The sequence below is a fragment of the 'Vigna radiata' phytoplasma genome, assembly GCF_030586915.1.
GTDB lineage: Bacteria > Bacillota_I > Bacilli_A > Acholeplasmatales > Acholeplasmataceae > Phytoplasma > Phytoplasma australasiaticum.
Genome location: NZ_JAOSIS010000002.1, coordinates 23,544 through 49,655 on the forward strand (window position 1 = coordinate 23,544; position 26,112 = coordinate 49,655).

Consider the following 26,112-nt stretch of genomic DNA (forward strand, 5'->3'; position numbering starts at 1 on the left):
TAACCCGCATCCTTTGTTTAAAGATTTTATTTTAACTGCGGCAATTTATCATCAAAAGAATAAAAAAAAGTGTTCATAAACGAACACTTTTTTATTTTTTATTAAAATTTTAAATGGATTTTATGATATTTTTCTGGTTTAAATTTGCAAGAATCAATTGTAGAAATAATAGAATTGGTTGATCATATTTGGTTTATAGGAGTTCAATTTCATCTAGAATTTTTTATCTCGTCTATTTAACCCGCATCCTTTGTTTAAAGATTTTATTTTAACTGCGGCAATTTATCATCAAAAGAATAAAAAAAAGTGTTCATAAACGAACACTTTTTTATTTTTTATTAAAATTTTAAATGGATTTTATGATTGTAATTTTAAGTCTGTTTTAGCTTGACTTAATAAATCATTAATTTCTTTGGTTTTTACCACTTTATTATTAACAAAATCTTGTACTCTGTCATCTGTCCAATTAGTAACACTAGCGTTCTCATTAACAAATTTTAATGCATTATCAGCTTTTGTTTTTAAATTGTTTGCTGCGGCTATTGTTGAATCAGAAATTTTTTTATCTTTAATGTCTGCTTTGTTATTTTCTGCAAATGCATCTACTATTTTGTTTATAGCGTCAAATGCTTTTTGCGATTCTTGTTTAGCATCATCTGAACTAAGTTTATCTTTTGTGTTTAAACCTGTGAAATCTTTAATTTCGACTTTTAAATTATCAATATCTTTAGTTGTTAATGTTTTTATTGTAAAAGGTGCCCAATGCAATAATTTCGCTGTTATTAAATAAACAACTAAAGCTATACCTGCAGATGCTAAAACACCAACTGTAATTTTGCCGTTTTTAGTTTGTAAAAAATTTTCTTTGTGATTCATAAAGAAACTTTTTCTTCTCCTCTATTTATTATATAATTTTATTAAATCTTTTGTTTTATAAAAAGATTCAATATCGCCTTCAATTATAACATATTTTTAGTATTAGATAAGGTAAAATAATAAATTATTGTAAAATAATAAATTATTTTATTTTATTTTATCAAAAATTTTATGTAGATTTTTTTCTATATTTTTATCTTGCGATATATTTTGCTGATTTTGATAATTTAGCAAATTATTGATGTAAAAAATAGATTTTTTTTTGTTAGCATTAGCTTGTTTAATGGCTTGTATAATTTTTTCTTGTGGATAATTAAATTCAAGATACCATTTTTTAATGATTTCTAATTCTTGGCTATTTAAAACATCTCCTTTAATTTTTTCAATATTAGATATAGTATGACTAATATCTGAAATATTTTTGTGTTTTAAATTATTTAATTTTGGTTGTTTATATAATTTTTCGATTTGATTAAAAGTTTCGCCTAAGTTAAACATTTCTTGAACTTGATTATTAATTTCTTTTTGATATAAATACAAAAAGTTTTTTTTTATTAAATTACCTAAAATATTATTTATTTCTGTTAAGGATAAATTAGTGTTTTTTGTTATTTTTTCTGTTGATAGAATAGGTTGTTGATATTGTTTAAATAGTAATAATAGCATTTTTACTTCTTTAATTGATAAATTAAGTTTTAGATATTTATGAATTAAAATTTTTTCTATATCTAAATATCCTTCTTCATATATTTCTTTTAACATTATTTTAGTTTACTTTCTTGCGATAATTTTTCTAAAGCTATTTTAGCTGCTTGTTGCTCGGCGGATTTTTTTGTTTTACCTTCGCCTTTACCTAATAATTGTTCGGATAAATATACTTCAGCAATAAACTCTTTTTCATGTGCTAATCCTGTTTCAGCAACAATTTTATATTTAATGTGTTGATGACGTGTTTGCACTAATTCTTGTAGTTGCGTTTTAAAGTCAATAATTCCTATAATTTTAGATAAACAAGGAACTACTATATAATGAAAAGTTTTTTTTACTTGCAAATAACCTAAATCTAAATATATAGCTGCGAATAAAGCTTCAAAAGCATCAGCAATAATAGAATAGTTATATATACCTCTTTTACGTTCACCTTTTCCTAATAAAATATATTGTTTTAGATTTATTTCGGCTGAATAAATTAAAAGAGATGCTACACAAACAGCTTGAGCTCTTTTTTTAGTCATTATACCTTCATTATCTTGGTTTTTTCTATAAAGATAATTAGCCATGAGAAAATTAATAATAGAGTCCCCGAGAAATTCTAATCTTTCATTATTGTGATGTTTTAAATTATGTTCATTAGCATATGAACTATGTGTTAAAGCGTTAATATATAAATTAATATTTTTAGGCTTTATATTTAATCTTTTAAATAAACTTTGAAGATACATGATAATCCTTGTATTTATTGAAAATTTTCAATTATTTTTTTTAAAAAATTTTTTTTGATTAAATCAATTGTTTGATTAATAGTGTGATAGAAAGAATAGCTTGTAGAATTACCAGGTGCTTTAATAATAATTCTTGTTAATCCTAGTAATATAGCTCCTCCTGTTTTATCTGTATTAAATTTTTTAAAATGGTTTTTTATAGTTTTATACAAAAATATTTTACTAATTATTTTTGTATAAAAATTATTAGTTAGCATTTTTTTTAAATTATTTTTATACATTTCTGCAGTGCCCTTGTATGTTTTTAATATCATATTAGCTGTAAAACCGTCACTTAGTAAAATATCAGCTTCTGTATTAAAAAAATTATTTGGTTCTTCGTTCCCTTGGAAATTAATTTTTGGATTATTACTTAATAATTTAAAAATATTAACATCCATTTTTCGACCTTTGTTTGGTTCTATACCTATATTTAAAAGTTTAATTTTAGGTTCGGGTATATTTAATAATATTTGAGCCAAATAATTAGCGCATATAGCAAAATCTAGAATATTTTCTTCTTTTATTTCCGCATTAGCGCCTGCATCTGTTAAAATTCGAGTGCGATTATCAATAGATTTAAACATAAGTGCTAATGATATTCTTTTTATTCCAGGTAAAGTGCCTATAATAAGATAACTAGCTAAAACTAATGCTTGTGTTGGTCCAGCCGTTATAAAACCATCTATTGATGATAGTTGATTAACATCTCTAAGAGCTACAAACATAGAATAAGGAGTATTATCTCTTATAGCTTCTCTGATATTTTGAGCATTCATGGACAAATATAGAGGTGTATTTATAATTTTTAATCTTGTTTTAATAACATTTAAAATATTGTTTGTAGTTGTTTCTTTTAAATAATCTTCTATTTTTTTTTGATCACCATATAAATTAATATTCAAATCTTTATTTGAAATTAAAGCTTTTATTGTTCCTTGAATTACTATGTTAGGAGCGAAATCTCCACCCATAGCATCTATGGCTAATGTAATCATATAAAATCCTTATATTGAAATTTTTAATTTTTTTAAAAAATTAGCATCATTTTTTAATTAAAAAGTCTATTTTTAAAATTTTTATAACTTTTTATATTTTTATTCATTAAATTAATTAAAAAAATGCATTTTTTATTTTTATAGTTTTTAATTTTAAATTTTTAAGTTATTTTTGATAATTGAAATAAATTATTTGTTTTAAAAATATAATTTTTATTTATAATTTTAATTTTTCTATTTAACTAATATGATATAGAAATGTGCATTTTTTTAATTTATAAAATTTTATTTTTTATGTAGATTGTTCAAGATGATAATATTTTATAAATAAAATAATATCAACTTTTTAATTATAACATATTTTATAAGGATGATATTAGAAGTTGATTTTTCTTTTATACTTATTTAAAATTTTCCATTTATCCTTTTATTTTAATTAAAAAAATAAATTGATTAATTTCTTATCAGATATTTTAAAATTGAAATAAATGTATATAATTTTATTTTTTAAATTTAAAATTATATTTATATTTTTTCTTGACATTTGTAATAAGAATTAAATATAATTCTAATATGAAATTGCTATAGGTTGTAGTAATGATTTGAAAGTTATTTTTAGTTTTTTAATTATTTTTCAAAATATTAATATCTTTTGATATTAAATCTAAAGACTATTAAATTATTTAATTTTTATTTTTTTAATGAAATTAAGTAATATTTATTTTAGATTATTTATTTTATAATAAAAAATGCAATTTTATTATAAAAAAATTTGAGTTGAAAAATTATAATTCGATTATAATTCAGAGAGAAGGTGAAAATTTTAACTAATTAAAAAATTCTCTAATTTAAAAACATATATGCTATATATGTTGTTGTAATATAATATATAAAGCGTTGACTATATTTTCAATAATTGCCATATATTCCGATTTAATTTTTTTTAAAAATTGGCTTTTATTTTATAATGAATTCATTTTTATATTAGATAAAATGATTAAAATTTTTTTATTTTTATTAATATAATCATTTAAATAAGTTTATAAATTTTTAGAAATTATTACATTAATTGAGGATAAATTCTTTTATTTTTTTATTAGTAATAAAAGAATTTGTTTTTTATAATTATTCTACTATTTTTAATATATTAATTATTTAAAATGTGAGATTTATATTTTATTATTAATGAGATCTATAAAAATGATTTAAATACAAAAAAATTTGGGATTACATGATTTGGAGATAATAATTAACCTAAACCGCAAATTTGATTAAAAAAATATTTTATATAAAAATAAAAATAGTTTCAAAACCATATATATTATTTTAAAATAATTTGTAAGTTGCACGAATTATAAGCTTATTTACATTTTGTTTTTTAAAATGAAATTTGTAATTAATATTATTATTTTTATAATTGCATTTTTAATTATTAATAATTATTTTTTTAATATATCAAAAAACACAAATCTAATAAATTTTTATATACAAACTGTTATTAGTTGAAAATTAAAAAAATTTAGATCTTTTTATACTTAAAATTAAAAGATAAAAAGATATGATAACATGATAAAATAAATTAGTAATAATTTGTTTAAACTAATGATAGTTAGGATATTAAGAGTTGGAATACTGAAAATTTTTTTTCTGTAAATTCTATTTTTAGTGTGAAAATTACATTTACAAAGATAAATTTGATCACTATTCTTTTATTTTAAATCTATTATGATATGATTAGTTTAAATTTGTAATTAAAATAAAAATTTGATTTTAATATATTATATTAAAGAATTTATCGAAAGAGATATGTTATTTTTTATGCTTAAAAATAAAACTATTAAGAATATTTATGAAAAGTATTCATTTTACTTAAAAAAAAAATTTCTATTAATGGTTGGATAAAAAATTGCCGTTTTCAAAAAAAAATTTTTTTCATTGATATTAATGATGGTACTTTTATTGAAGATTTGCAGATTATTTGCAAAGATAATGATTTTATTTGTTTGAAAAAAATTAAACATGAACTTAATATTGGAGCTTCTGTTTATGTAGAAGGATTTTTAATGCCTTTAGAAGATGTTTCTTCTAAATATTTTGAATTAGTTGCTTCTTGTATTGTTGTTTTGGGCTCTAGTTCTATAAAATATCCTATTCAACCAAAACCGCATTCTAAAGCTTTTTTAAGACAATTGCCTCATTTGCGATTGAGAACAAAACTTTTCGGAGCCGTTTTTAGATTACGAAATACTTTAACCTGTGCTATACATAATTTTTTTCAACACAAAGGTTTTATTAATATACATACCCCTATCATTACTACTAATGATGGCGAAGGAGCTGGTTCTTTGTTTCAAGTAACGAGTTTTAATCTTCAAGATTTATCAAATCAAAAAAATCTTGATTTTAAAAAAGATTTTTTTGGAAAACCTGTTTTTTTAGCTGTAACGGGACAATTAGAAGCTGAAGCCTTTGCAACAGCTTTAAATAAAGTTTATACTTTTTCTCCTACTTTTAGAGCAGAAAAATCTAATACTTCTCGTCATATTTCCGAATTTTGGATGATTGAAGCAGAAATGGCATTTTGTGATTTATCATATAATATTGTTTTAGTTCAACAAATGTTGCAATATGTTATTAAATTTTGTTTACAAAAAAATAAATTTGATTTAGATTTTTTTGAAAAAAATATTGAACCCGGTTTAATTAGTCGATTGAATTATGTTGTTAATCTTAAAGAGTTCCCTCAAATTACTTATAAAGAAGCTATGAATATCCTTAATAAAAGTTCATATGATTTTGAACAAAAACCTATTTATGGTGAAGATTTATCTACAGAACATGAAAAATATTTGACAGAAGTTATTTTTAAAAAACCTATTTTTGTAACTAACTGGCCTAAAAATATTAAAGCTTTTTATATGCGTAATAATTCTGATAATGAAACGGTTGCGGCTATGGATTTATTAGTTCCGAAAGTAGGAGAATTAGTAGGCGGTTCTCAAAGAGAGGAAAGATTTGAAGTTTTACAAGATAAAATGAAAGAAATGCAAATAAATAAAATAGATTTAGACTGGTATTTAGATTTGCGTCGTTTTGGTAGTTGCATTCATTCTGGATTTGGCTTAGGGTTTGAACGAATGCTACTTTATTTAACGGGTTTAGATAATATAAGGGATGTTATTGCCTTTCCTAGAAGTTATTATAATATTTCTTAATATTTCTTTTTTACAAAAAAGTCTAAAAAAAACAAAATAAAAGAGGTTATATAAAAAATATGTTTATTAAAATGTCAAATGTTTCTAAAGTTTTTGTTAATAAACATAATCGTAAAAAAACTTTCGCAGTTAAAAATATTAATTTAGAAATAAAAAAAGGAGAATTAGTGAGTATTTTAGGACCTTCAGGTTGTGGTAAATCGACTATTCTTTATATCATAGCAGGTTTAATTTCAGTTACTGAAGGTAATATTTTTTTTGATAATATTGATGTTACAAAAGTTCCTCCAGAAAAAAGAGGTGTCGGTTTGGTATTTCAAAATTATTCTTTGTATCCTCATATGACTGCACGTCAAAATATTACATTCCCTTTACAAAACTTAAAAGTATCTTCTGAGAAAATTCAAGAAGAATTAGATAAAATTTCTGCTTTAACATCTACTAGTGACTATTTAGATAAAATGCCTTTTGAATTATCCGGGGGTCAACAACAACGTGTAGCTATAGCTAGGGCTTTAATTAAGTATTCTGGTATTTTATTGTTAGACGAAGCTTTATCTAATTTAGATACTCATTTGCGTATTAGAATGAGAGATGAAATACGAAAAATACAGATTAAAACTAATGTAACAGCTGTTTTAGTAACTCATGATCAAGAAGAGGCCATGTATATGAGTGATAAAATTTATGTTATGAATAAAGGTACTATTCAACAAGTAGGTACCCCGTATGAAATTTATAATAATCCTGTTAATTTGTTTGTAGCTTCTTTTTTAGGTGTTCCTCTTATTTCTGTTTTTCATGGCATATTGAATCGTGGTAATTTAAAAATAGGTGAAAATGTGATCTTACAAGATCAACGTTTTCAATCATTTGATAATAAAGAAGTTTATGTGGCTATTAGGCCTGAGGGTTATGAATTAAAAAAAGATGGAATTTTTGAAATCGAAGGTATAGCTTTGGAAAATTTAGGTCGTGAATTAGTTTTATTGGCTAAAAAAAATGAATCCATTCATAAAACGTTTCAAATTATTATACCTACTTATCAACAAACACAATTAAAAGCTGATCAAATTAATAAACAAAAAATTCGTTTTGATATTAAAAAAAATAAATTATTTGTTTTTGATAAAATTAATGAAAATAGGATTTTTTAAATGTTAGAGATTATGGGATATAAAAATCGTAGACATTGGTATTATTTAGCTCCTATGTTGATTTTTTTAACTGTTTTTACTTTTTATCCTTTGGTTAAAAATATTATTATTTCTTTTAATGCTAAATATGATAAATTTAATGATTCTTTTAGTATGAAAATTTCTGATTTTTTTAGTTTTAGTAATTATATTGCCATTTTTAAAGATATAGATTTTATTTTTGCATTACGAAATACTTTGATTTTGGTTATTATTTGTGTTCCGATATCTATTTTTTTATCTTTAATTATTGCTTTAGCTTTAAATAGTGTTCGTAATTATGTAGTTCAACATTTTTTTAAAACATTTTTTTTATTACCATTATTATCTAATACCATTATTATGAGTATGATTTTTGGTTCTTTTTTTTATTATAATACTACTAATTTGATTTCTTATAGACCAGAAGGATTATTTAATTCTTTTTTAGGTTTTTTTGGTATTCGTCCGCAACCTTGGATTAACATCGCTGCTCCTTATTCGCATAAAATTTTTGTTTTAGTTTTTTATAATATATGGGCTAGATTACCTTTTAAAATATTTGTTTTTATTTTATCTTTGCAGGATATTGATAAATCTTATTATGATGCTGCCAAAATCGATGGAGCTTCTAAATTTCGTATTTTAACTAAAATAGTTTTACCATTGCTTGCTCCGATTATTTTTTATCAATTAATCATTGAAACTTTAATGGTTATCAAAGAGTATGAATCTGTTATAGGTGTTTTCGGGCGAAACGCTAATTATCGAGTACAAACTTTGGTAGGTTATATTTATAATCAATTATCTAGTTCTCATTATAATTCTTATTCTAAAGGAGCAGCAGCTGCTACGATATTATTATTAATTTCTGTTGTTTTTACTACTATGAGTTTTTACATTTCTAAAAAAGAAAATAAATTGATGAAAGTGGATTTGTAATAATTATTGTATGGATATTAGTAAGATTTATCGTTATATAAGTATAAATGTTTGTAATATTAAACATAAGTTAAGTAAAATTAGTTACTTTATTATTATTAAGTATTTATTTTTGATATTTATTTTGTTATTTTTAACATTTCCTTTTTATGTTATGGTTATCACTTCTTTGAAAAGTAATGAAGATATTATACAAAATAATTTATTGAGTTGGCCTAAACAAGGTTTACAATTTATTAATTATAAAAACGTTTTCGCTATTAAAGATTTTAAATTTTTGAAATATTTTGTTAATACTTGTATTATGGTATCTTTATCGACTTTGGCAGGTACTATTTGTTGTGTTTTAGCAGCTTTTGCTTTAAGTTTTTTTGTTTTCCCTTTGAAGAGAATTATTTTAATGTTATTATTTTTAGCTATGTCAATTACTAGCGAAACTTTAGTTTTGACAAATTTTCGTACTGTTTCTAATTGGGGTTTAGTGGATAATGGTAATGGTTCTATTGTTCCTGGTGGCGTTTATTTAGCAATGACTTTTCCTTATTTAATCAATGTAGTGCATTTATTTTTGTTAATTCAAACTTTTAAACGCGTACCTAAAGAACTTTATTATACATCTAAAGTTGATGGTATTACGAATTTTCAATATTTATGTAAAATTTTATTACCTATTACGAAACCTACTGTTATTGTAATTTCTGTTTTCAGGACTATAGCTGCTTGGAATGCTTATGCTTGGCCAGAATTGGTCGGCGCTAAATTATTAACGAATATGATAAGAAAAATTTTCGATTCAGAAGCTTTTATGGATACTCTTAATCTTCAAATGGCAATTTTTGTTTTGATTAATTTACCTTTATTATTTTTATTTATTGTATTTAAAAAATATATTATATCTGGAGATAGTCGACGTGGTATTAAAGGTTAATTTGAAATCGAAAATTTTAAATATCGGTAATGTGAGCAAAATATTTATTTATTTTGGCACTATTATTGTTTTCATTATAATTTCTAATTCCTTAAGAACTTCTCAAGATAACGAATTTTTTATTAAAAAATATGATAATTTAAGGAATTTGGTTAGTAAAAAATTTCAAAATCATAATTCTCAAATTAATTATTTTAAACATCTTAAAAAACCTGTAGAAATTATTTTTTGGCATACTTTATATCCTAGAGAATTAGAAATTGTTAAAGAGACTATTCGAGAATTTGAAAAACATAATCCTAATATTAAGGTTAAAGATGTTAATAAGGTTAATTGGGAACAAATTTGTAAAAGCGTGGCTAATTCTTTACCTGTTAACAAACAACCTAATATTGCATTTTCTTATGATGATCATATTGAATTTTATTCTAAATCATTTAAAGTGGTACCTTTAGATATTTTCATGGATTATGATGAGGATTTTGGCAAAACCTCAGAATCTAATAATAAATATAATTTTTTTCCAGGTTATGCTAAAAAATTAAAATTACCTAACGTATATGATGGACAAGATCATCATTATAGTTTACCATTTGTTAAATCGACAGAAGTTATGTTTTATGATAGCGATTTGTTTAAACAATATCGTGATGATTTAAATAAAGTTTTTTATGAAAAACATAAATCCGATTTTAAAGATTCTTGTCAAGAAATTATTGATTCTAATGGTAGATTCGATTTTAAAGCTTTAATTAATAATAAAGATTATTTAATTTGGCCTTATTTAGAAACTTTGTGTGCTAAAATTGTATCGCTTAAACAAGATCCTACTTTTATTCCTATTACATCTGAAAGTCTAGCTAATTTAATTATTATTAGCAATGAACAAAAAGGCATATCTTATCCTAAGGATGAACATTCAATTAAGAGTTTTTTGTTAGATGAAAATGTAAAAAAAAATATGCAATATTTTAAGGAAAATTTTTATAATAAAGGTTTTTTAACTAGTTCCAAATTAATTGGTATTAGTAATAAAGAAATGTTTATGCAACGTAAAACTGGTATGTTTATTACTTCTACTAGACGTTCTGATTTATTACATAATCAAATGTCAGATTTTAATATAGAGATGACTCCTTTTCCTTGTATGAGTTATACGGATGATTATAAAAATATTATTCAAGGTCCTAATGTTAATTTATTTTATTCAGAAGATAATGATAAAATGTTAGCTTCTTGGTTATTTTTAAAATATTTAATGTCTAAGGATGTTTATGTGGATATGTTATTAGGAAAAGGAGGTTTTATTATTACTCGAGAAGATGTTTTGAACACCTTAAACGCATTAAAATTAGATTCTGATCCTTCAAAGAATTTTGTTGATGACCAAATCCAAAAATTAGAAAAGATATTATTAAGTATACCTTCGCATAGTGATCTTAATAATGAATTAAATGCAAAAATAATTCAAGATAAAAAAAATGGAAGACGCGATTTGTATAAATATAAATCTGTTAAATTTGCTCAAGAGCATACTTATGATAATAATAAAAAAAATACTTATTTTACTACACCTATTTTTTCTAATGTAGTATTTTTTCGTTCGATATTAAATGATTTATTTACAGAAATTTTAGCCCTTGATAATCGAACTATCAATTTAAAGGAAAAAATAAATTTTTTATTTATGGAAGCTTATAAAAGGATTGTCCATGATTAATATAAAAAGGTTTTATTAAATAATTTAGGAGAATATAATAAAAAATGAATCAAAAGGTAGTAGAAATGAATACCAATATGATATCTATTAATCATTTAATTCTTCATAATATAAATGAATTTGATATCATTACTATATTTGGGCATAAAAATCCAGATGGAGATTGTTATGGTTCTCAATTAGGATTGAAAGATATTATTCAACAAAGTTTTCCTAATAAACAAGTTTATGCTTTAGGCGAAAATAATCCTATTTTTTCTTTTTTAGGTATAATGGATGAAATTAATGATGATATTATAGCTAAATCTTTAGCTATTGTAGTGGATTGCGGAAATACTAATGTAATTAGTGATTTTAGATATAAAATAGCTAAAAAAATTATACGTATTGATCATCATTTGATAGGAGATGTTTATGGAGACGAAAAAAATTCTTGGATTGAACCTAATTTTTCTTCTTGTTCGGAAATGATTTATACTTTTAAAGAAATTAATAATTTGAAATTGAGTATAAAAGGAGCTTTACCTATTTATATTGGTATGGTCACAGATACGGGTCATTTTCGTTTTGATAGAGTTAATCATAAAACTTTAAAGATAGTATCTGATTTGTTAAGTTATGGTTTTGATGCTTTTCAAATTGATACCAAAATTACTGTTCAACCCATAAATATATTAAGATTTAAAGGTTATGTGTGTAGTAATTTTGTTGCTGAGGATGGTTTAATTTATGTCAAAATTACTAATGAAATTATTGAAAAATTTAAGTTAAGATTTGAAGATATAAATAGTGTAGTTAATATTTTTCACAATATTCAAGATCATCCTGTGTGGTTATTTATAATAGAAAATAAGGTTAATAATTATTGGAAAATAAGTATACGTTCGATAGGTCCTAAAATAAATCATATTGCTAATAAATTCAATGGTGGTGGTCATTTCCGTGCTTGCGGTATGAATGTGTATAATCAACAAGAGATTGATCAAGTAATTCAATTAGCTAAAAATTCTATTAAAGATTATGAACATCAAAGAAACCTAAATATCAAATTATCTAATCAATAACTAGTATGATAATAAACCAAAAAGATAATAACAGTTCCTTAAAGTAAAGAATAAGGAAATTAAAATAGCGTTTAAAAGCGGATTGTGATGAAGCAGTTAGTCAAAAATGATATTCTAAGGATTAACTTGAAAGGTCCTAAGAAGCTAAGAAAATTTAATTTGATAAACGTCTATCTTTTAAACTACTGAAACCGAACAATCCAGAAGCTATTGATATTGATATACAATAAGCCTTATCGGATAGTTTATTAACGAATGAAATATGAAAACTTATTGTTAAAATAAAAAATATCTCCCCTCTAAAGAATTAATTTCGATATTCTTAAAGGTTAGTTATTAAATTAACCAAAAATCCCATATTATAAAAAATAATTGACCATTTGGTTTAAATATTAAAATAAACAAAATAAAAAAATAAATTAAAGTGAGTAAATAATGTTAAAAGAAGAAACTATTGCAGCTATTGCCACACCTTTAGGTATAGGTAGTATTAGTGTAATTCGTGTAAGCGGAAATAAAGCTATTGAGGGTATTAATAGTATTTTTAAAGGTATTAAAAAAACTAATTTATTGGAGGTATCCACTCATACCATTCATCATGGTTTTATTTTAAATCATTTAGGCGAAGTTTTAGATGAAGTGTTAATTTCTATTTTTCGAGCTCCTCAATCGTTTACAGGTGAAGATATTATTGAAATTCAGGCTCACGGAGGAACTTTAATTACTAAACTCCTGTTAGAAAGAGTTTTGTCTTTACCATTTTTTAGATTAGCAGAACCAGGTGAATTTAGTAAAAGAGCTTTCTTAAATAAGAAAATCGATTTATTACAAGCAGAAGCTATTATGGATTTAGGGCGCAAAAGATGCGCATAATTCGGCTATTTAACGCATAGCCTGGAGCGATAATCTCCAGAGGTCACGTAAACACTGTAAGGTGGGCTTGATTAATTGTCTCGAAAGAGTAATTAATAACAGCAAAAGCACGCAAGCGCGATGAGACGAAATATCTAGTCAATAAGTCGGCGCCAGACCAGAAGTTAAGGAGAAGGTGAAAATCCCTAAGCGGTTAAGTAGCGTGGTAATCATTAAACATTCTGGTAAGATATTGACACCAGGATTAGGGAGTATACATAATAAAATTAAATCGTATTATGTAGATTATTAATAAGGTTTTAAATTATTAAAACTTATCTTCCTACACTAATTTCATTAAAATATTGTTATTAATATTTTTTATGAATGCTCCAATTGGCAACAATTGTAAACTGCACCTAACACTTCTCGTAGAATTATGTCGTAACTTTGATCTCCCTAAAAGCACCATCAAAGGGTTAAAACTAACAGCTGTTAGGCTCAAGGGAAAAGCGAAACTTACAGTAGTCGTCAGTTTAATTCTAGAATTGGAATATTTTAGAAGAACCTGACCACGGCGAAGGGTAATAACCTTTACATGGCGAAAGAGTTTCAATATCTGTAATCAGATATTAGGCGCCGGATGCTTGGAAACTTGCTTGTCCGGTTCTGCGGGGGGCTAATTGCGAATATGAAAGTTAAATTATCAATGCACTTTCTAAACCGAGTTAATCTATCCCGATATTCATGCTCAAAATGTTCAATTCATTAAATTGGCTCATGCAGGTTTACAAAAAAAAATATCTAAAACTATCCAAAGTTTAAATAAACAGATTTTAGATTTAATAGTGAGTATAGAAGTAAATATAGATTATCCAGAATGGGCGCCCAAGAGGCCTAAATATCGTGTGATTTAACCAATCACCAGTGGCGATAACACTGAAAGGTTAAGAATGGTTCTTAAACGAAAGAATAAGGAATTACAGCAGTTCTTAAAAGCGGGGGTGCGATGAAGTAGTTAGTCAAGAAGACTCCGCCACCAAATGATTCTAAGGATAAGCTTTAAAAGGCCTAAGAAAAAAAGAAGATGTAAATAAGTTAACCTGTCTCGCAAACTACTGAAACCGAGCAGTCCAGAGCCTATCAATATTATATTCTGGTATTGGATAGTTTATCAACGAAAAAAACCTGGAATCTCACCATTGAAAAATGGTTATTTCACCTAAGGAATCAAGGTTGGATATTTAGAGTAACTGGGAGAATCCTAAAGGCAAAGTTATTAAATTAACTGATAATGAGATAAAAATCATTAGGCCCAAGGATAAAGCGACTTTTTAGTAGTCGAAGGAGCAAAACTTTATCTGGAAAAGATAAAGAAAATCGCCCTTCCGGGACGAAGGTTAATGACCTTCATAGGGCGAAAGAAGTCAGTAATTTATTGCAACTAATGGAATGCAACTAATGAAGTGGTGGACACCAAATTAGTGCTCAAAAGAGGATAAATTATGGCAAGCCGGATGCTTGGAAACTTGCTTGTCCGGTTTAGATGGGGGCTGTTTGTAATAGATATCAAAAATACCAATTTTGATATTGAAACGCAAATATTCTATCCATATATGATGATATACCGACTGTTACTAATAATGTTATTTTACCTCAAACTGAATTTTTAATTAATAAATTAACAAAAATTTTGGATAATTCTAGTAAAACTCGTTTTCTTAAAGAAGGTATTAAAACTTTAATTTTAGGTAAACCTAATGTAGGAAAATCTAGTCTTTTAAATAGTTTTTTAGGAGAAGAAAGAGCTATTGTTTCTGATATTCCAGGAACTACAAGAGATTTTTTGGATGTTTATGTGAATGTTAATGGTGTTAATTTGCGTTTAATTGATACAGCTGGTATTCATCATACTGAAGATTATTTAGAAAATTTAGGAGTTAATATTGCTAAAAAATTTATTAATGAATCTGAATTAATTTTATTATTGTTAGATGTTAATAATATTTTGGAACCTGAAGATATAATTCTATTAAATATGACTAAAAATAAAAATAGAATTATTGTAGGAAGTAAATCAGATTTGCCAATTAAGATGAAATTATCATCTGAATTTAAATCACAAATTGTTTTTGTTTCTAATCATACACAAGAAGGGATTGAAAATTTAAAAAAACAAATTGTAACAAAATTTAATTTGCAAAATATTCAAGAACAAAATTTTGATTATTTGTTTAATCTTCGACAAGTTAATCAACTTAAGCAAGCGGTCTTAGCTTTGGAAAATATTTTATCTGATGTAAAAAGGAATATGCCTATAGATATACATGTGATTCATTTAAAAGAAGCTTATCAATCTTTGGAAAGTATCTTAGGTAGTAATTTACAAGATGATTTAATTAATGAATTATTTTCGAAATTTTGTTTGGGTAAATAATTTTTATTATTTATATATTTTATTTTTTTAAAAATTTTTTTAAGATAAAAAAATATTTTTTCTTTTATTATTTGATTTAACATTAATTTTTTGGAATATTTTTATCAAAATATAATTACATTTTTTAAAGGATTGGATATATGATATGATTGAAATTGAATATCAACAAAATCATCAAAAACAATTATTTCCTAATAATATTACCGTTAATAAGATTATCACTTCTAATAATTTGGAATTTTTAAATAATTTTGAAAATTTACCAATAGCAGCTTATTTTAATAATAAGTTAATTACTTTAGATAAGCCTTTAACTGAAGATGGTTTGTTAAATATTATTACCATATCCGATAGTATCTCTTGGTCTATTTTAAATAATAACAGCGCTTTAATTATGGCTAATGCTATTTTTCGTATTTATCCTAATTCATTATTAGTTAATAAGTCTATAAATCAAGAAGGATTTTATTGTGATATTGATCTAGTTAATAATATAATTTCGGAACGAGATTTTGAAATTATCGAAAAAACTATGATTAATATTATTCGAGAAAATTTACCTATTTCTGAAAAAGAACTATCTATTTCAGATATTAAAGACCTATTTAAATTTAATCATTATAAATTGCATTCCTTGCAATCTATTCAACCTTCGCAAAAGTTATTTTTATATCAACGAGGTAATTTTTTAGATTTTTGTAAAGAAAGTGAATATTTTCCTAATATTAATATTAATCGTTATTTTAAAATTTTAAAAACATCTGGTGTTTATTGGCAAGGAAATTCTAAAAATAAAGTTTTGACTCGTATTTATGGAGTTGCTTTTTTTAGACAACGCGATTTAGCTAATTACTTAAAAACTTTGGAAGAAAGAAAAAAAAGAGATCATAAATTTATAAATAAAGAACAAAATTTTTTTATGTTTTCTTCATCTGTGGGAGCTGGTTTGCCTTTTTGGTTATCAAAAGGAGCAACTATTAGGCGTATTATCGAAAGATACATTGTCGATAAAGAAATATTATATGGCTATCAACATGTTTATACTCCAGTTGTTGCTAATGTTTCTTTATATAAAACATCTGGTCATTTAGAATTATATAAGGAAGATATGTTTCCGATTATGCAATTGCAAGATGGTGAACAATTAATTTTACGACCTATGAATTGCCCTCATCATATGGAAATTTTTCGTCAAAAAATTCATAGTTATAAAGATTTACCTCTAAAAATAGCTGAATTAGGTCTTTTACATCGTTACGAACCTTCTGGAGCTGTTTCAGGTTTAGAAAGAGTTCGAGCTATGTCGTTAAATGATGCTCATATTTTTATTACGCCAGAACAAATTAAACAAGAATTTGTTGAAATCATTAATTTAATCGAAGAAGTTTATAAAGATTTTGGAATTAAAGATTATTATTTTAATTTGAGTACCCATGATCCTTCTAAAAAAGATAAATATTTTGATGATCCAAATATGTGGTTAAATTCTGAAAAAATTTTAAAAGATATTTTAAATGAATTAAAATTGAATTATAAAGAAAAAATTGGTGATGCTGCTTTTTATGGTCCTAAATTGGATGTGCAAGTATTCACGGCTTTAAATCATGAAGTAACTTTATCAACTATTCAATTAGATTTTTTATTGCCTAAAAGATTTAATTTATCTTATATAGATCATAATAATCAAAATAAAACACCTGTAGTGATTCATAGGGCTATTACATCCACTATAGAAAGATTTACTGCTTATTTGATAGAACAAAATAAAGGTTTTTTTCCTTTATGGATTGCACCTGTACAAATTATCATTATCCCTATTAATAATATTTTGCATATCGATTATGTTAAAAAAATTCAAAAAGAAATGATACAACATAATTTAAGAGTTGAGATTAATGATAAAGAATATACTTTTAATTATAAAATTCGTGCTGCTTATTTAGCAAAAATTCCTTTTCAAGTTATTATTGGTGAACGCGAAATACAAAATAATAATTTACATGTTCGCCAATATAATAATCCAGAAAAACGTAATATGTCTATGATAGATTTTGTCAAAATGTTGACAGATTTGATTAAAAATAAAAGTTAATTTTATTTTTTTGTACAAGTTATATTGAAAAAATATTATAAATTGCATTATAATGAATTCGTACTTTATGTGTTTATTTATTATTAATGCTTTAATTTATTTAAAAATTTATTATAATTATTATGTTAAGTTATTGAATACAAAAATACATATAATTTTGTTATTTTATAAATGTCTTTGAATGCATAATTATTAAAAGAAATTTATGTAGATATCAATAAAGTGATTTTATTTATTTTTGTGAAAGTGTAAGATTAAATAGTAAGATCGATTAAATTAAATAATGTGAAAACTTAGCAAGAAGTTATTTGCGAAATTAATAAGTTGATTAAAATAATTAAAATTTTAATAATTTAAAAATTTTAATTTTAGCTATTTTTTTGTATTTAATGAAATTTTATATCTTAGAATTTTTAGTAGTTTATAATTAATTTAATAATTAATGAATAATTATAGGTGCACTTGCCTTTTTAAAGGTAGAAATTTTAAGACATTAAATTGACTATATTATTAAAATAGTTATATTTATAATATTTATAATTTTTAACTTACTTTTTTGAAATAACTAAACTTATGCATATTTAAAAGTCAATTATTTTTTAAAAATTAAAAATTTTAATTCTTTTTCAAGATTTTATTAATAAATAAATGTATGGAAATTGTTATTTAGATTATTTTTGAGTGTAAGTTATTAAAACTATAATAAAGCATGAATTATAAATATTATCGTTAAAACTTGTTAATTTATCCTAATTATATGTAAAAAAATTTAAATTTGATTGCTTAAGAATAAAAGGAGAAATTTATGACAAATTTTTTAATTCAACCCTTAAATGATTATGTTGTTTTGAAGCCAAAATTTCAAGATGAACGTACTTCTTCTGGACTTATTATTAGCACTAACCCTCGTAAAGAAGATTCTTTAGGTATTGTAATTAGTTATGGCCCACAGGTAACTAATTTAAAGGTTAATGACGTAGTGGTTTATAAAAATTATTCTGGAGAAAAATTACAATTACAAGAAGAAGAATATTTAATTGTTAAATCAGAAAATATTATTGCCAAAATGAGTACATCAGAAGAAGCTTAAATATTTTGTGTTATCTAACAAATAAAAACCAATAACCAGCGTTGTGATTAATCAACAAAGACAAATCTAAAATTATTCCTTTCTGCTGAGAAAAAAGTTTTTATTTTATATTGTTAAAGTAAATCTTATTAATAGAACTTTAAGTAGCAAAAACTAATGATCGATAACCTATTTAAAGGCCAAATAAACAAATTTTGGTATTATGTAGAGGAATTGTCATTAGTACATGAGACGAATCAATCAGTTCACGACATTACCCAATTTAAAAAGATAAGAATAAACAATTAATTAGTGGTAATACCCAGCGAGCCTTGTAAAGAGGATAAATTATGGCAAGATAGATGCTGGGAAACTTTCTTATCTGGTTTAGATGGGGGCTATTTGTAATAGATATTATAAAAAACCCCATCCTAATGTTGAAACGCAAATAATCTATCTATATATAATGTTCATTATTAATAAACTTTTATTTAATTTTTGAATTATATTTAAAAAATGGAACGATTTAATTTGTATAGAAAAAAGGAGTATTAAATGACTATGGCAAAACAAATTATTTATGGCGAAATAGCAAGAAAAAAAATTTTAAAAGGGATAGATTTATTAGCTAATACAGTTAAAATAACTTTAGGACCGAAGGGTCAAAATGTTTTATTAGAGCAAAAATATGGTAGTCCGTTAATTATTAATGATGGCGTTACTATTACAAAGGAAATTAGTTTTAAAGATGCTTATCATAATGCTGGCGCTAAAGCTATATGCGAGATAGCTACTCGAACTAATGATGCTTCTGGAGACGGCACAACTACAGCTGTTTTATTAGGTCAGAGTATGATTCGTAAAGGTTTTGAAGCTCTTGACACAGGCGGTTTTAAAGGTGTTCTTTTGAAACAAGGAATTTTAGAAGCTTCTCGTGTGGTAGCTAAGCAACTTTTAGCTAAATCTCGTTCTGTTAATACCCAAGAAGAGATTGAGAATGTGGCTACTATTTCATCTGGTAGTGCGGAAACAGGAAAAATTGTAGCTGCTGCTATTGAAAAAGTAGGCAAAACAGGAGTTGTTAATGTAGATGAATCTAAGAGTTTTGAAACTGTATTGGATGTTGTTGAAGGTATGCAATTTGATAAAGGTTACGTTTCACCTTATTTCGTTGTGAATAAAAAAGATTCTTTAATAGAATTAGAACAGGCTGCAATTTTGATTACCGATCATAAGATTAATAGTATATTTGAAATTAATCGTATTTTAGAATATTCATTAAGTAATAGAGTTCCTTTGTTGATTATTGCAGAATCTTTTGATAATGAAATGGTAAGTATTTTAGTTGCTAATAAAAAAGGTAATTATTTAAATGCAGTCGCAGTGGAAGCTCCAAGTTTTGGTGATCATCAAAAAGATTTATTACAAGATATGGCTATTTTAACTCAGGCTACTTTTATTTCTAAAGATTTAAATATGAAATTAAAAGATGTAGATGAAAAATTTTTAGGTAAAGTTAATAAAGTTATTATTAAAAAAGGTAGTACTACTTTGGTAGTTGATAATAAAACTTCTGCTTTAGAATCGCGTATTCAAGAGATTAAGTCTCAAATCACGAATATTAAATCTATGAAGGATTTTAATCAACATGATTTAAATAATTTGACTAATAGATTAGCTAAATTAACTGGTGGTATCGGAATTATTCATGTAGGAGCGACTACTGAAACAGAATTAAAAGAAAAAAAATTGCGTATCGAAGACGCTTTAAATGCAACTAAAGCCGCTATTGAACAAGGTATTGTTCCTGGAGGAGGAAAAGCATTAGTAGAAATTTATAAAACTGCTTTAAGTCAGTTAAATTCTACCAATGAAAGTGTTCGTAAGGGTTATAGTATTGTTTTAGAAAGTTTGTTAGAACCTACTAAACAAATTGCTACTAATGCAGGATTTGATGCTTCTATGATTATTCAAAAACAATTAGAACAAAAAGAAAATTTCGGTTTTAATGCTGAAACGGGTCAATTTGTAGATTTAGTAAAAGATGGTATTATGGATCCTACGGCAGTTACTAGACAAGCTGTTTTAAATGCTGCTTCTATTGCATCTGTAATGGTAACTACTGGAGCCGCTGTAGTTGAAGAAGTATTAGAAAAAAATTATCAAAATATCGATAGTATGAATAATGATTTACTTTAATATTTAAATAAATTAATTTATATTTCTTTAAAAATTAATTCATTACATCAAAAAAACTTATTTGTTTTTTTGTAATATGAATTAATTTTTTTTTATATAAAAATATCAAAAAAATGTTAGAATTTTTATTGATATTCAAACAAATGAATAAAGATTATTAAAAATTTAAAATTTTTTGATTTTTATTCAATTAAGAAGGTATAAAATCAGTTTTATGAAATTAATTTTTAAGTATATTATGCGTTATAAAATGATACTTTTTTTAAATGTTGTGGCAGTTTTGTTTATAGCGAGTGGTGAAATTGGAATTCCTTTGATTATAGGTCGTTATGTCATTGATAATCCTGTTTCTTCGCAAAATTTTTTATTTATTACTTGCGCTTTATTATTATTGGTTTTATGCGCTATTATTGGTAATTTAATTATTAATTTTTGTTCTGCGAAAACAGCATCTTTAGTTTTTAAAGATTTGAATACAGATATTTTTGAAAAAATTCAAACATTTTCAATTATAGAAATGAAAAAACTCGGTGTACCTTTGTTAATGAATTGTAGTATTACTTGTGTCGGTCAAATTGTTAATTTTATGGCTAGCCTTTATAGAGCTTTAATTGTAGCTCCTATTATGTTAATTATTAGTTTGATTTTGATCAATCGTATTTATATGGTGTTTTCATATATTGTTTTGGCTATTATACCGTTTTTAGTTATTATTTTTGTTTGTATTATTTTTAAAAATTATTTTTTATCTACCCAAAAACAAAAAGTTTTAGAACAAATAAATTCAAAATTACGTGAAAATTTAACTGGTATTAAAGTTATTAAAACTTTAAATACAGAAAATTATGAATGTTCTAAATTTAATGCCATAAATTCTCAATATGCTTTTTTAAATATTAATTTATTTAATTCAATTTTTTCAATGGAACCTTTATTTTATTTATTATTAAATATTTCTATTATTTTTACTACTGGATTTGGTGCTTACATTTTAAAATTAGGTATGCCAGCTGATTTTCATTTAGGTGGTCTTTATAATTGTATTAATTTGCAATATCATATACTTTATTCGATTTTAAATTTTTTATTATTATTCACTATGTTTCCTAAAGCTTTAGTATCATTAAGAAAAATAGAACATTTATTAAATACTAAATCTGAAATTAAAAATAATTTACAATATAATTTTGATTTATCTAAGCCTATTGTAAGTTTGGAGTTTAAAAATGTTGATTTTAGATATGATCAAAATGATAAATTGATTTTATCAGATATTAATTTTAAAGTTCATTCTTCAGAATTAATTGCTTTGGTTGGTTCTACGGGTTCTGGAAAAAGTACTTTAATTAATTTGATTCCTAGGTTGATAGATCCTACTAAAGGTTGTTTGTTAATTAATGGAGTAGATATTAAATTATATAATTTGACCTCTTTAAGGGATAAGATTGGTGTAGTTTCTCAAAAAAATATTTTATTTAAAGGTACTATTTTAAGTAATTTAGCTTTTGGAAAATCGAATGCAGATTCTGAAGAAATTTTGGAATTTGCTAAAATAGCTCAATCTTATGATTTCATTAATAAAACTAAAGGAAAATTACAAGAACCAGTTAGCGAATTAGGTTCTAATTTTTCTGGAGGACAAAAACAAAGATTAGCTATTACTAAAGTTTTATTAAAAAAACCGGATATTTATATTTTTGATGACTCTTTTTCTGCTTTAGATTATCAAACTGATTTAACTATTCGTCAAAATTTAAGTTATTTAAGAAAAGATTCTATTATTATTATAGTAGCTCAGAGATTGAGTTCTATTTTGAATGCTGATAAGATTATTGTTTTAGATGATGGTAAAATTATTGATATCGGTAAGCATGAGGAGTTAATGCATAGGTGTCAAATTTATAAAAATATTGCATTTTCGCAAAAAATAAAAGAGGTTCTAAATTGAAAAAAATATTTTATTTTTTAAAACCTTTTCGTAAAGAAATTTTTATTAGCATTTTTTTGATTTTTTTAGTGGCTGCTATAGATGCTTTTATTGTGATTTTTGAAGGTAATGTTATTATTAATTTTATTCAAAATAATTTTAAGAATAATTCGAAAATTATCTATAAAAATAATATTATTCTTGATTTTCTTCGTAAATATTTTCTAAGTTATTTTAAAAATATATCGGAATATATGGGTTATATCTTTCTTTTATTATCTATTAATTTATTATTATATATTTTGTGTATCATAGCTAGATTTATTTATAATAAATTAATTATTGTAATTATTCATAAATCTGTTAAAAATATTAGACAACGTGTTTATCAAAAGATGTTAAGATTACCTATATCATATTTTGAAAATAACACTATAGGTAATATTATGAGTATTGCTATTAATGATTTGGAAACAGTTTCTAATGGTTTACAACAATCTTGTGTAGCTTTTGTTCTTTCTTGTTTTAGTATTTTGATGATTATTTTTATTATGTTTTGGGCAAATGTAAGATTCGCTTTATTAATTTGTTTAATGATACCGAGTTCTTTATTTGTGATTTGGTTAATTAATAAAAAAGCTCGTTCAGTTTTTATTCAAAGATTTGAAAAAACAGGAGAATATTTTGGTTTTTTACAAGAAAAATATACCGGACATAAAGAGATTATTTTATATAATCAACAAGCAAATAATATTAATGATTTTCAAAATTTAAACAAACAATTATCTTCTACTATTTTTAAATCTAATTGGATTTCTGGATTAGTTATGCCTATTATTAATAGTTTTACTTATATTGTGATGACTTTTATTGTTATATTAGGTTATTTTTTGTTAAATTATCAAGATACGGAAATACCATATTTATTATTTAAATTGGGATTTGGCACTATTCAATTAGGAATGTTTCAATCATTTATGAAATATATTTGGCGTTTAGGGAATCCATTAAGAGATTTAAGTCAGATGTTTGTCATTTTACAATCTACTTCTTCTGCTGCTAATCGTGTTTTTACTTTTTTATCCGAAAGTGAAGAATTAGATGTAAAAAATGATTTAACTCTTCCTTATGTAGAGGGTTTTGTTAAGTTTTCGCATGTTAATTTTCAATATCATATTGATCAACCTATTCTTAAGGATGTTAGTTTTGAGATTAAAAAAGATCAAATGGTCGCTATTGTTGGCCCTACAGGGTCTGGAAAAACTAGTTTAGTTAATTTATTGGTTCGTTTTTATGATTTAACTTCTGGAAGGATTACAATTGATGGAATAGATATTTCTACTATTAAAAAAAGTGATTTACGTAAAATTATTGGTATAGTTGTTCAAGATTCATGGTTGTTTCGTGGTACTATTATGGATAATATTCGTTACGGTAATTTTAATGCTACAGAAGAACAGGTAGTGCAAGCCGCTAAACAAGTTAATGTTCATGATTTTATCATGACTAAACCAGATGGTTATTATACTATGATTAACGAAGAATTAGATAATATTTCCCAAGGAGAAAAACAATTAATTACTATCGCTAGAACTTTTTTAAATAATCCTTCTATAGTTATTTTAGATGAAGCTACTGCTTCTGTTGATACTCAAATAGAAATTCTTTTTCAACAATCTATGCAAAAATTATTGAAAAATAAAACTTCTTTTGTGATTGCTCATCGTTTATCTACTATTATAAATGCAGATGTTATTTTAGTTTTGCAAAATGGTTTGTTAGTTGAGAAAGGTAGTCATCAAGAATTACTTGCTAAACAAGGTTTTTATTATAATTTATATAATAGTCAATTTAAATAAAAATTAATTTTATTTAATATATAGATATATCAAATTCTAAGATCTTATTTTTTTCAAGTTTATTTTTAAGATTATTTGAGTTATAATATTAGTGGGTAATTTGTTTTTTTGATAATGAAAGATAGAAGACCCAAAATTTAAATTAAAAAAAATATACTTTATCAAAATTAAGAATTTGAAAAAATGAAAATTTAAAAAACTTGAAAATTTACGAAATAAAATTTTAAATAATATAAAAATTTAATTTATTGTAATTATTTTATTTGAATGCAGTAAATGTTGTAAAAAAAATTAAATTAATGAATAAGGGGTTAACTATATTTGAAAAAACCATTAAATTTTAATAAAAAATTTATAGGTTTGTCTCTTTTGATATTTTCTGTTTTAATAGTCCCTTTGATCATGTTTTGTTCCGGTGTTTTTGAAAGTTCATATGAAGTTGGTTCATCAGAAGATATAAACTTAGAAGGCGAATCTATTTTGGATTCTCCAGAATTAACACAATCACAGGATAAGGTGCGCAAGTTCGGGCGTTTAATTTAGGAGATTATGGTCCTCCTAGCATAGGGATAGCATGCTAAGCCGTTGAATTTACCTGAGAATGAAAATTCATTAAGGGAAAATAGCATATTCAAGAAGCATGATTATTTTTAATATAATGTAAACATTTATTAAAATTATATGCAAGGCGAAGTTAAAATAAGCATGAAGTTTTTCTTGAATTAAAGCTACAAATTAAATAAATCAGCAAAATATGTTTATTCTTAAAAAAATATTTTGAATTAATTATTTTTTGTTAATGACATATTTAGCGCGTTAATTGTATTATCTTTATCTTACAATTAAGTTCTATCCGTGAAAAAATATGATTTATTTTTAAAACGTATTTTTTTAACGTTTTTCGTATATTTTTACCAATATAAAAATATAATGAGATGATTTATTTAAAGCCATGCGATCTTTAACACTTACCAATAATTAAATAGCTACCTTGGATAAGTTTCTTATAAAAATGTAATTAAGATTTTTTTACAAATATCTTTTTTTAATAAGGTATTTATTAATTTAGATTTGAGCATTTATGCCCAATCATTTTTATTCATCTTAGATATTTTATAAATGCTTACAGAGTTTTTGGGCGCAAAAGATGTGCATAATTCCGCTATTTAACGCATAGCCTGGAGTGATAATCTCCAGAGGTCACGTAAACACTGTAAGGTGGGCTTGATTAATTGTCTCGAAAGAGTAATTAATAACAGCAAAAGCACGCAAGCGCGA

At 24.2% G+C, this 26,112-nt stretch carries 18 protein-coding genes and 2 pseudogenes; 15 read left to right on the top strand and 5 right to left on the bottom strand.

All coding sequences use genetic code 11. From position 1 onward, the window contains the following. Positions 1–357: 357 nt before the first annotated feature. The 4 genes from OC710_RS00315 to OC710_RS00330 form a co-directional block, all read right to left on the bottom strand. The gene (locus tag OC710_RS00315; protein WP_004995117.1) at positions 358–876 is read right to left on the bottom strand and encodes a hypothetical protein; all 519 of its coding nucleotides are present in this window, start codon (positions 874–876) and stop codon (positions 358–360) included. Between the two features lie 147 nt (positions 877–1,023). Beyond that, positions 1,024–1,638, bottom strand: a complete 615-nt coding sequence (locus tag OC710_RS00320) for a DnaD domain protein (RefSeq protein ID WP_004995116.1) — start codon at positions 1,636–1,638, stop codon at positions 1,024–1,026. After that, positions 1,638–2,318, bottom strand: coding sequence for a ribonuclease III (gene rnc / locus OC710_RS00325; RefSeq protein ID WP_004995113.1), 681 nt, complete (start codon positions 2,316–2,318; stop codon positions 1,638–1,640). The genes OC710_RS00320 and rnc overlap by 1 nt, the downstream gene beginning before the upstream one ends. 14 nt (positions 2,319–2,332) lie before the next feature. Further along, positions 2,333–3,355 (bottom strand): phosphate acyltransferase, encoded by a 1,023-nt coding sequence (locus OC710_RS00330; RefSeq protein ID WP_004995110.1) that lies wholly within the window; start codon positions 3,353–3,355, stop codon positions 2,333–2,335. 1,818 nt (positions 3,356–5,173) lie between these two features. Between OC710_RS00330 and asnS the strand changes: the two are divergent. From asnS to OC710_RS00405, 15 genes and pseudogenes are all read left to right on the top strand, one after another. After that, positions 5,174–6,570, top strand: a pseudogene (gene asnS, locus OC710_RS00335) (asparagine--tRNA ligase). A gap of 59 nt (positions 6,571–6,629) precedes the next feature. After that, the gene (locus OC710_RS00340; protein ID WP_004995105.1) at positions 6,630–7,727 is read left to right on the top strand and encodes an ABC transporter ATP-binding protein; all 1,098 of its coding nucleotides are present in this window, start codon (positions 6,630–6,632) and stop codon (positions 7,725–7,727) included. Further along, a complete protein-coding gene (locus tag OC710_RS00345) occupies positions 7,728–8,687 on the top strand; it encodes a carbohydrate ABC transporter permease (protein ID WP_004995102.1) in 960 nt (319 codons plus the stop codon). A gap of 10 nt (positions 8,688–8,697) precedes the next feature. Then, positions 8,698–9,615, top strand: coding sequence for a carbohydrate ABC transporter permease (locus OC710_RS00350; protein WP_004995101.1), 918 nt, complete (start codon positions 8,698–8,700; stop codon positions 9,613–9,615). Between the two features lies 1 nt (position 9,616). Further along, positions 9,617–11,335: an extracellular solute-binding protein gene (locus OC710_RS00355; RefSeq protein ID WP_304514960.1), complete on the top strand. Its 1,719-nt coding sequence runs from the start codon at positions 9,617–9,619 to the stop codon at positions 11,333–11,335. Between the two features lie 44 nt (positions 11,336–11,379). Continuing rightward, complete coding sequence (locus tag OC710_RS00360) at positions 11,380–12,399, top strand: DHH family phosphoesterase (protein WP_004995098.1); 1,020 nt, start codon at positions 11,380–11,382, stop codon at positions 12,397–12,399. 435 nt (positions 12,400–12,834) lie between these two features. Then, a pseudogene (locus OC710_RS00365) lies at positions 12,835–13,251 on the top strand (tRNA uridine-5-carboxymethylaminomethyl(34) synthesis GTPase MnmE); the annotation flags it as partial. Positions 13,252–14,024: 773 nt separating this feature from the next. Continuing rightward, positions 14,025–14,168, top strand: a complete 144-nt coding sequence (locus OC710_RS00370; protein ID WP_158637925.1) for a hypothetical protein — start codon at positions 14,025–14,027, stop codon at positions 14,166–14,168. Positions 14,169–14,756: 588 nt separating this feature from the next. Continuing rightward, positions 14,757–14,924, top strand: a complete 168-nt coding sequence (locus tag OC710_RS00375; protein ID WP_304513404.1) for a hypothetical protein — start codon at positions 14,757–14,759, stop codon at positions 14,922–14,924. After that, a complete protein-coding gene (locus OC710_RS00380; RefSeq protein WP_238120289.1) occupies positions 14,924–15,688 on the top strand; it encodes a GTP-binding protein in 765 nt (254 codons plus the stop codon). Before OC710_RS00375 ends, OC710_RS00380 begins: the two co-directional genes overlap by 1 nt. 145 nt (positions 15,689–15,833) lie before the next feature. Continuing rightward, positions 15,834–17,780 carry a threonine--tRNA ligase gene (gene thrS / locus OC710_RS00385; RefSeq protein ID WP_004995096.1) on the top strand — a complete coding sequence of 649 codons (1,947 nt, stop codon included), beginning with the start codon at positions 15,834–15,836 and terminating at the stop codon, positions 17,778–17,780. A gap of 805 nt (positions 17,781–18,585) precedes the next feature. Continuing rightward, positions 18,586–18,870 (top strand): GroES family chaperonin, encoded by a 285-nt coding sequence (locus OC710_RS00390; RefSeq protein ID WP_004995094.1) that lies wholly within the window; start codon positions 18,586–18,588, stop codon positions 18,868–18,870. 540 nt (positions 18,871–19,410) lie between these two features. After that, positions 19,411–21,048 (top strand): chaperonin GroEL, encoded by a 1,638-nt coding sequence (gene groL, locus OC710_RS00395; protein WP_004995093.1) that lies wholly within the window; start codon positions 19,411–19,413, stop codon positions 21,046–21,048. 214 nt (positions 21,049–21,262) lie between these two features. Next, entirely contained in the window at positions 21,263–22,996 is a 1,734-nt protein-coding gene (locus OC710_RS00400; protein WP_004995090.1) for an ABC transporter ATP-binding protein, read from the top strand. Then, positions 22,993–24,834, top strand: coding sequence for an ABC transporter ATP-binding protein (locus tag OC710_RS00405; protein ID WP_004995088.1), 1,842 nt, complete (start codon positions 22,993–22,995; stop codon positions 24,832–24,834). Before OC710_RS00400 ends, OC710_RS00405 begins: the two co-directional genes overlap by 4 nt. A 311-nt stretch (positions 24,835–25,145) precedes the next feature. Here the strand turns inward: OC710_RS00405 and OC710_RS00410 are convergent, their stop codons facing one another. Next, positions 25,146–25,358 (bottom strand): hypothetical protein, encoded by a 213-nt coding sequence (locus OC710_RS00410; RefSeq protein WP_152908761.1) that lies wholly within the window; start codon positions 25,356–25,358, stop codon positions 25,146–25,148. Between the last annotated feature and the right edge of the window lie 754 nt (positions 25,359–26,112).

Excerpts from the sequence above, each read along its gene's own strand:
- OC710_RS00315 (WP_004995117.1), bottom strand. The coding sequence starts at position 876 with ATGAATCACAAAGAAAATTTTTTACAAACTAAAAACGGCAAAATTACA.
- OC710_RS00320 (WP_004995116.1), bottom strand. The coding sequence starts at position 1,638 with ATGTTAAAAGAAATATATGAAGAAGGATATTTAGATATAGAAAAAATT.
- rnc (WP_004995113.1), bottom strand. The coding sequence starts at position 2,318 with ATGTATCTTCAAAGTTTATTTAAAAGATTAAATATAAAGCCTAAAAAT.
- OC710_RS00330 (WP_004995110.1), bottom strand. The coding sequence starts at position 3,355 with ATGATTACATTAGCCATAGATGCTATGGGTGGAGATTTCGCTCCTAAC.
- OC710_RS00340 (WP_004995105.1), top strand. The coding sequence starts at position 6,630 with ATGTTTATTAAAATGTCAAATGTTTCTAAAGTTTTTGTTAATAAACAT.
- OC710_RS00345 (WP_004995102.1), top strand. The coding sequence starts at position 7,728 with ATGTTAGAGATTATGGGATATAAAAATCGTAGACATTGGTATTATTTA.
- OC710_RS00350 (WP_004995101.1), top strand. The coding sequence starts at position 8,698 with ATGGATATTAGTAAGATTTATCGTTATATAAGTATAAATGTTTGTAAT.
- OC710_RS00360 (WP_004995098.1), top strand. The coding sequence starts at position 11,380 with ATGAATCAAAAGGTAGTAGAAATGAATACCAATATGATATCTATTAAT.
- OC710_RS00375 (WP_304513404.1), top strand. The coding sequence starts at position 14,757 with ATGGCAAGCCGGATGCTTGGAAACTTGCTTGTCCGGTTTAGATGGGGG.
- thrS (WP_004995096.1), top strand. The coding sequence starts at position 15,834 with ATGATTGAAATTGAATATCAACAAAATCATCAAAAACAATTATTTCCT.
- OC710_RS00390 (WP_004995094.1), top strand. The coding sequence starts at position 18,586 with ATGACAAATTTTTTAATTCAACCCTTAAATGATTATGTTGTTTTGAAG.
- groL (WP_004995093.1), top strand. The coding sequence starts at position 19,411 with ATGGCAAAACAAATTATTTATGGCGAAATAGCAAGAAAAAAAATTTTA.
- OC710_RS00400 (WP_004995090.1), top strand. The coding sequence starts at position 21,263 with ATGAAATTAATTTTTAAGTATATTATGCGTTATAAAATGATACTTTTT.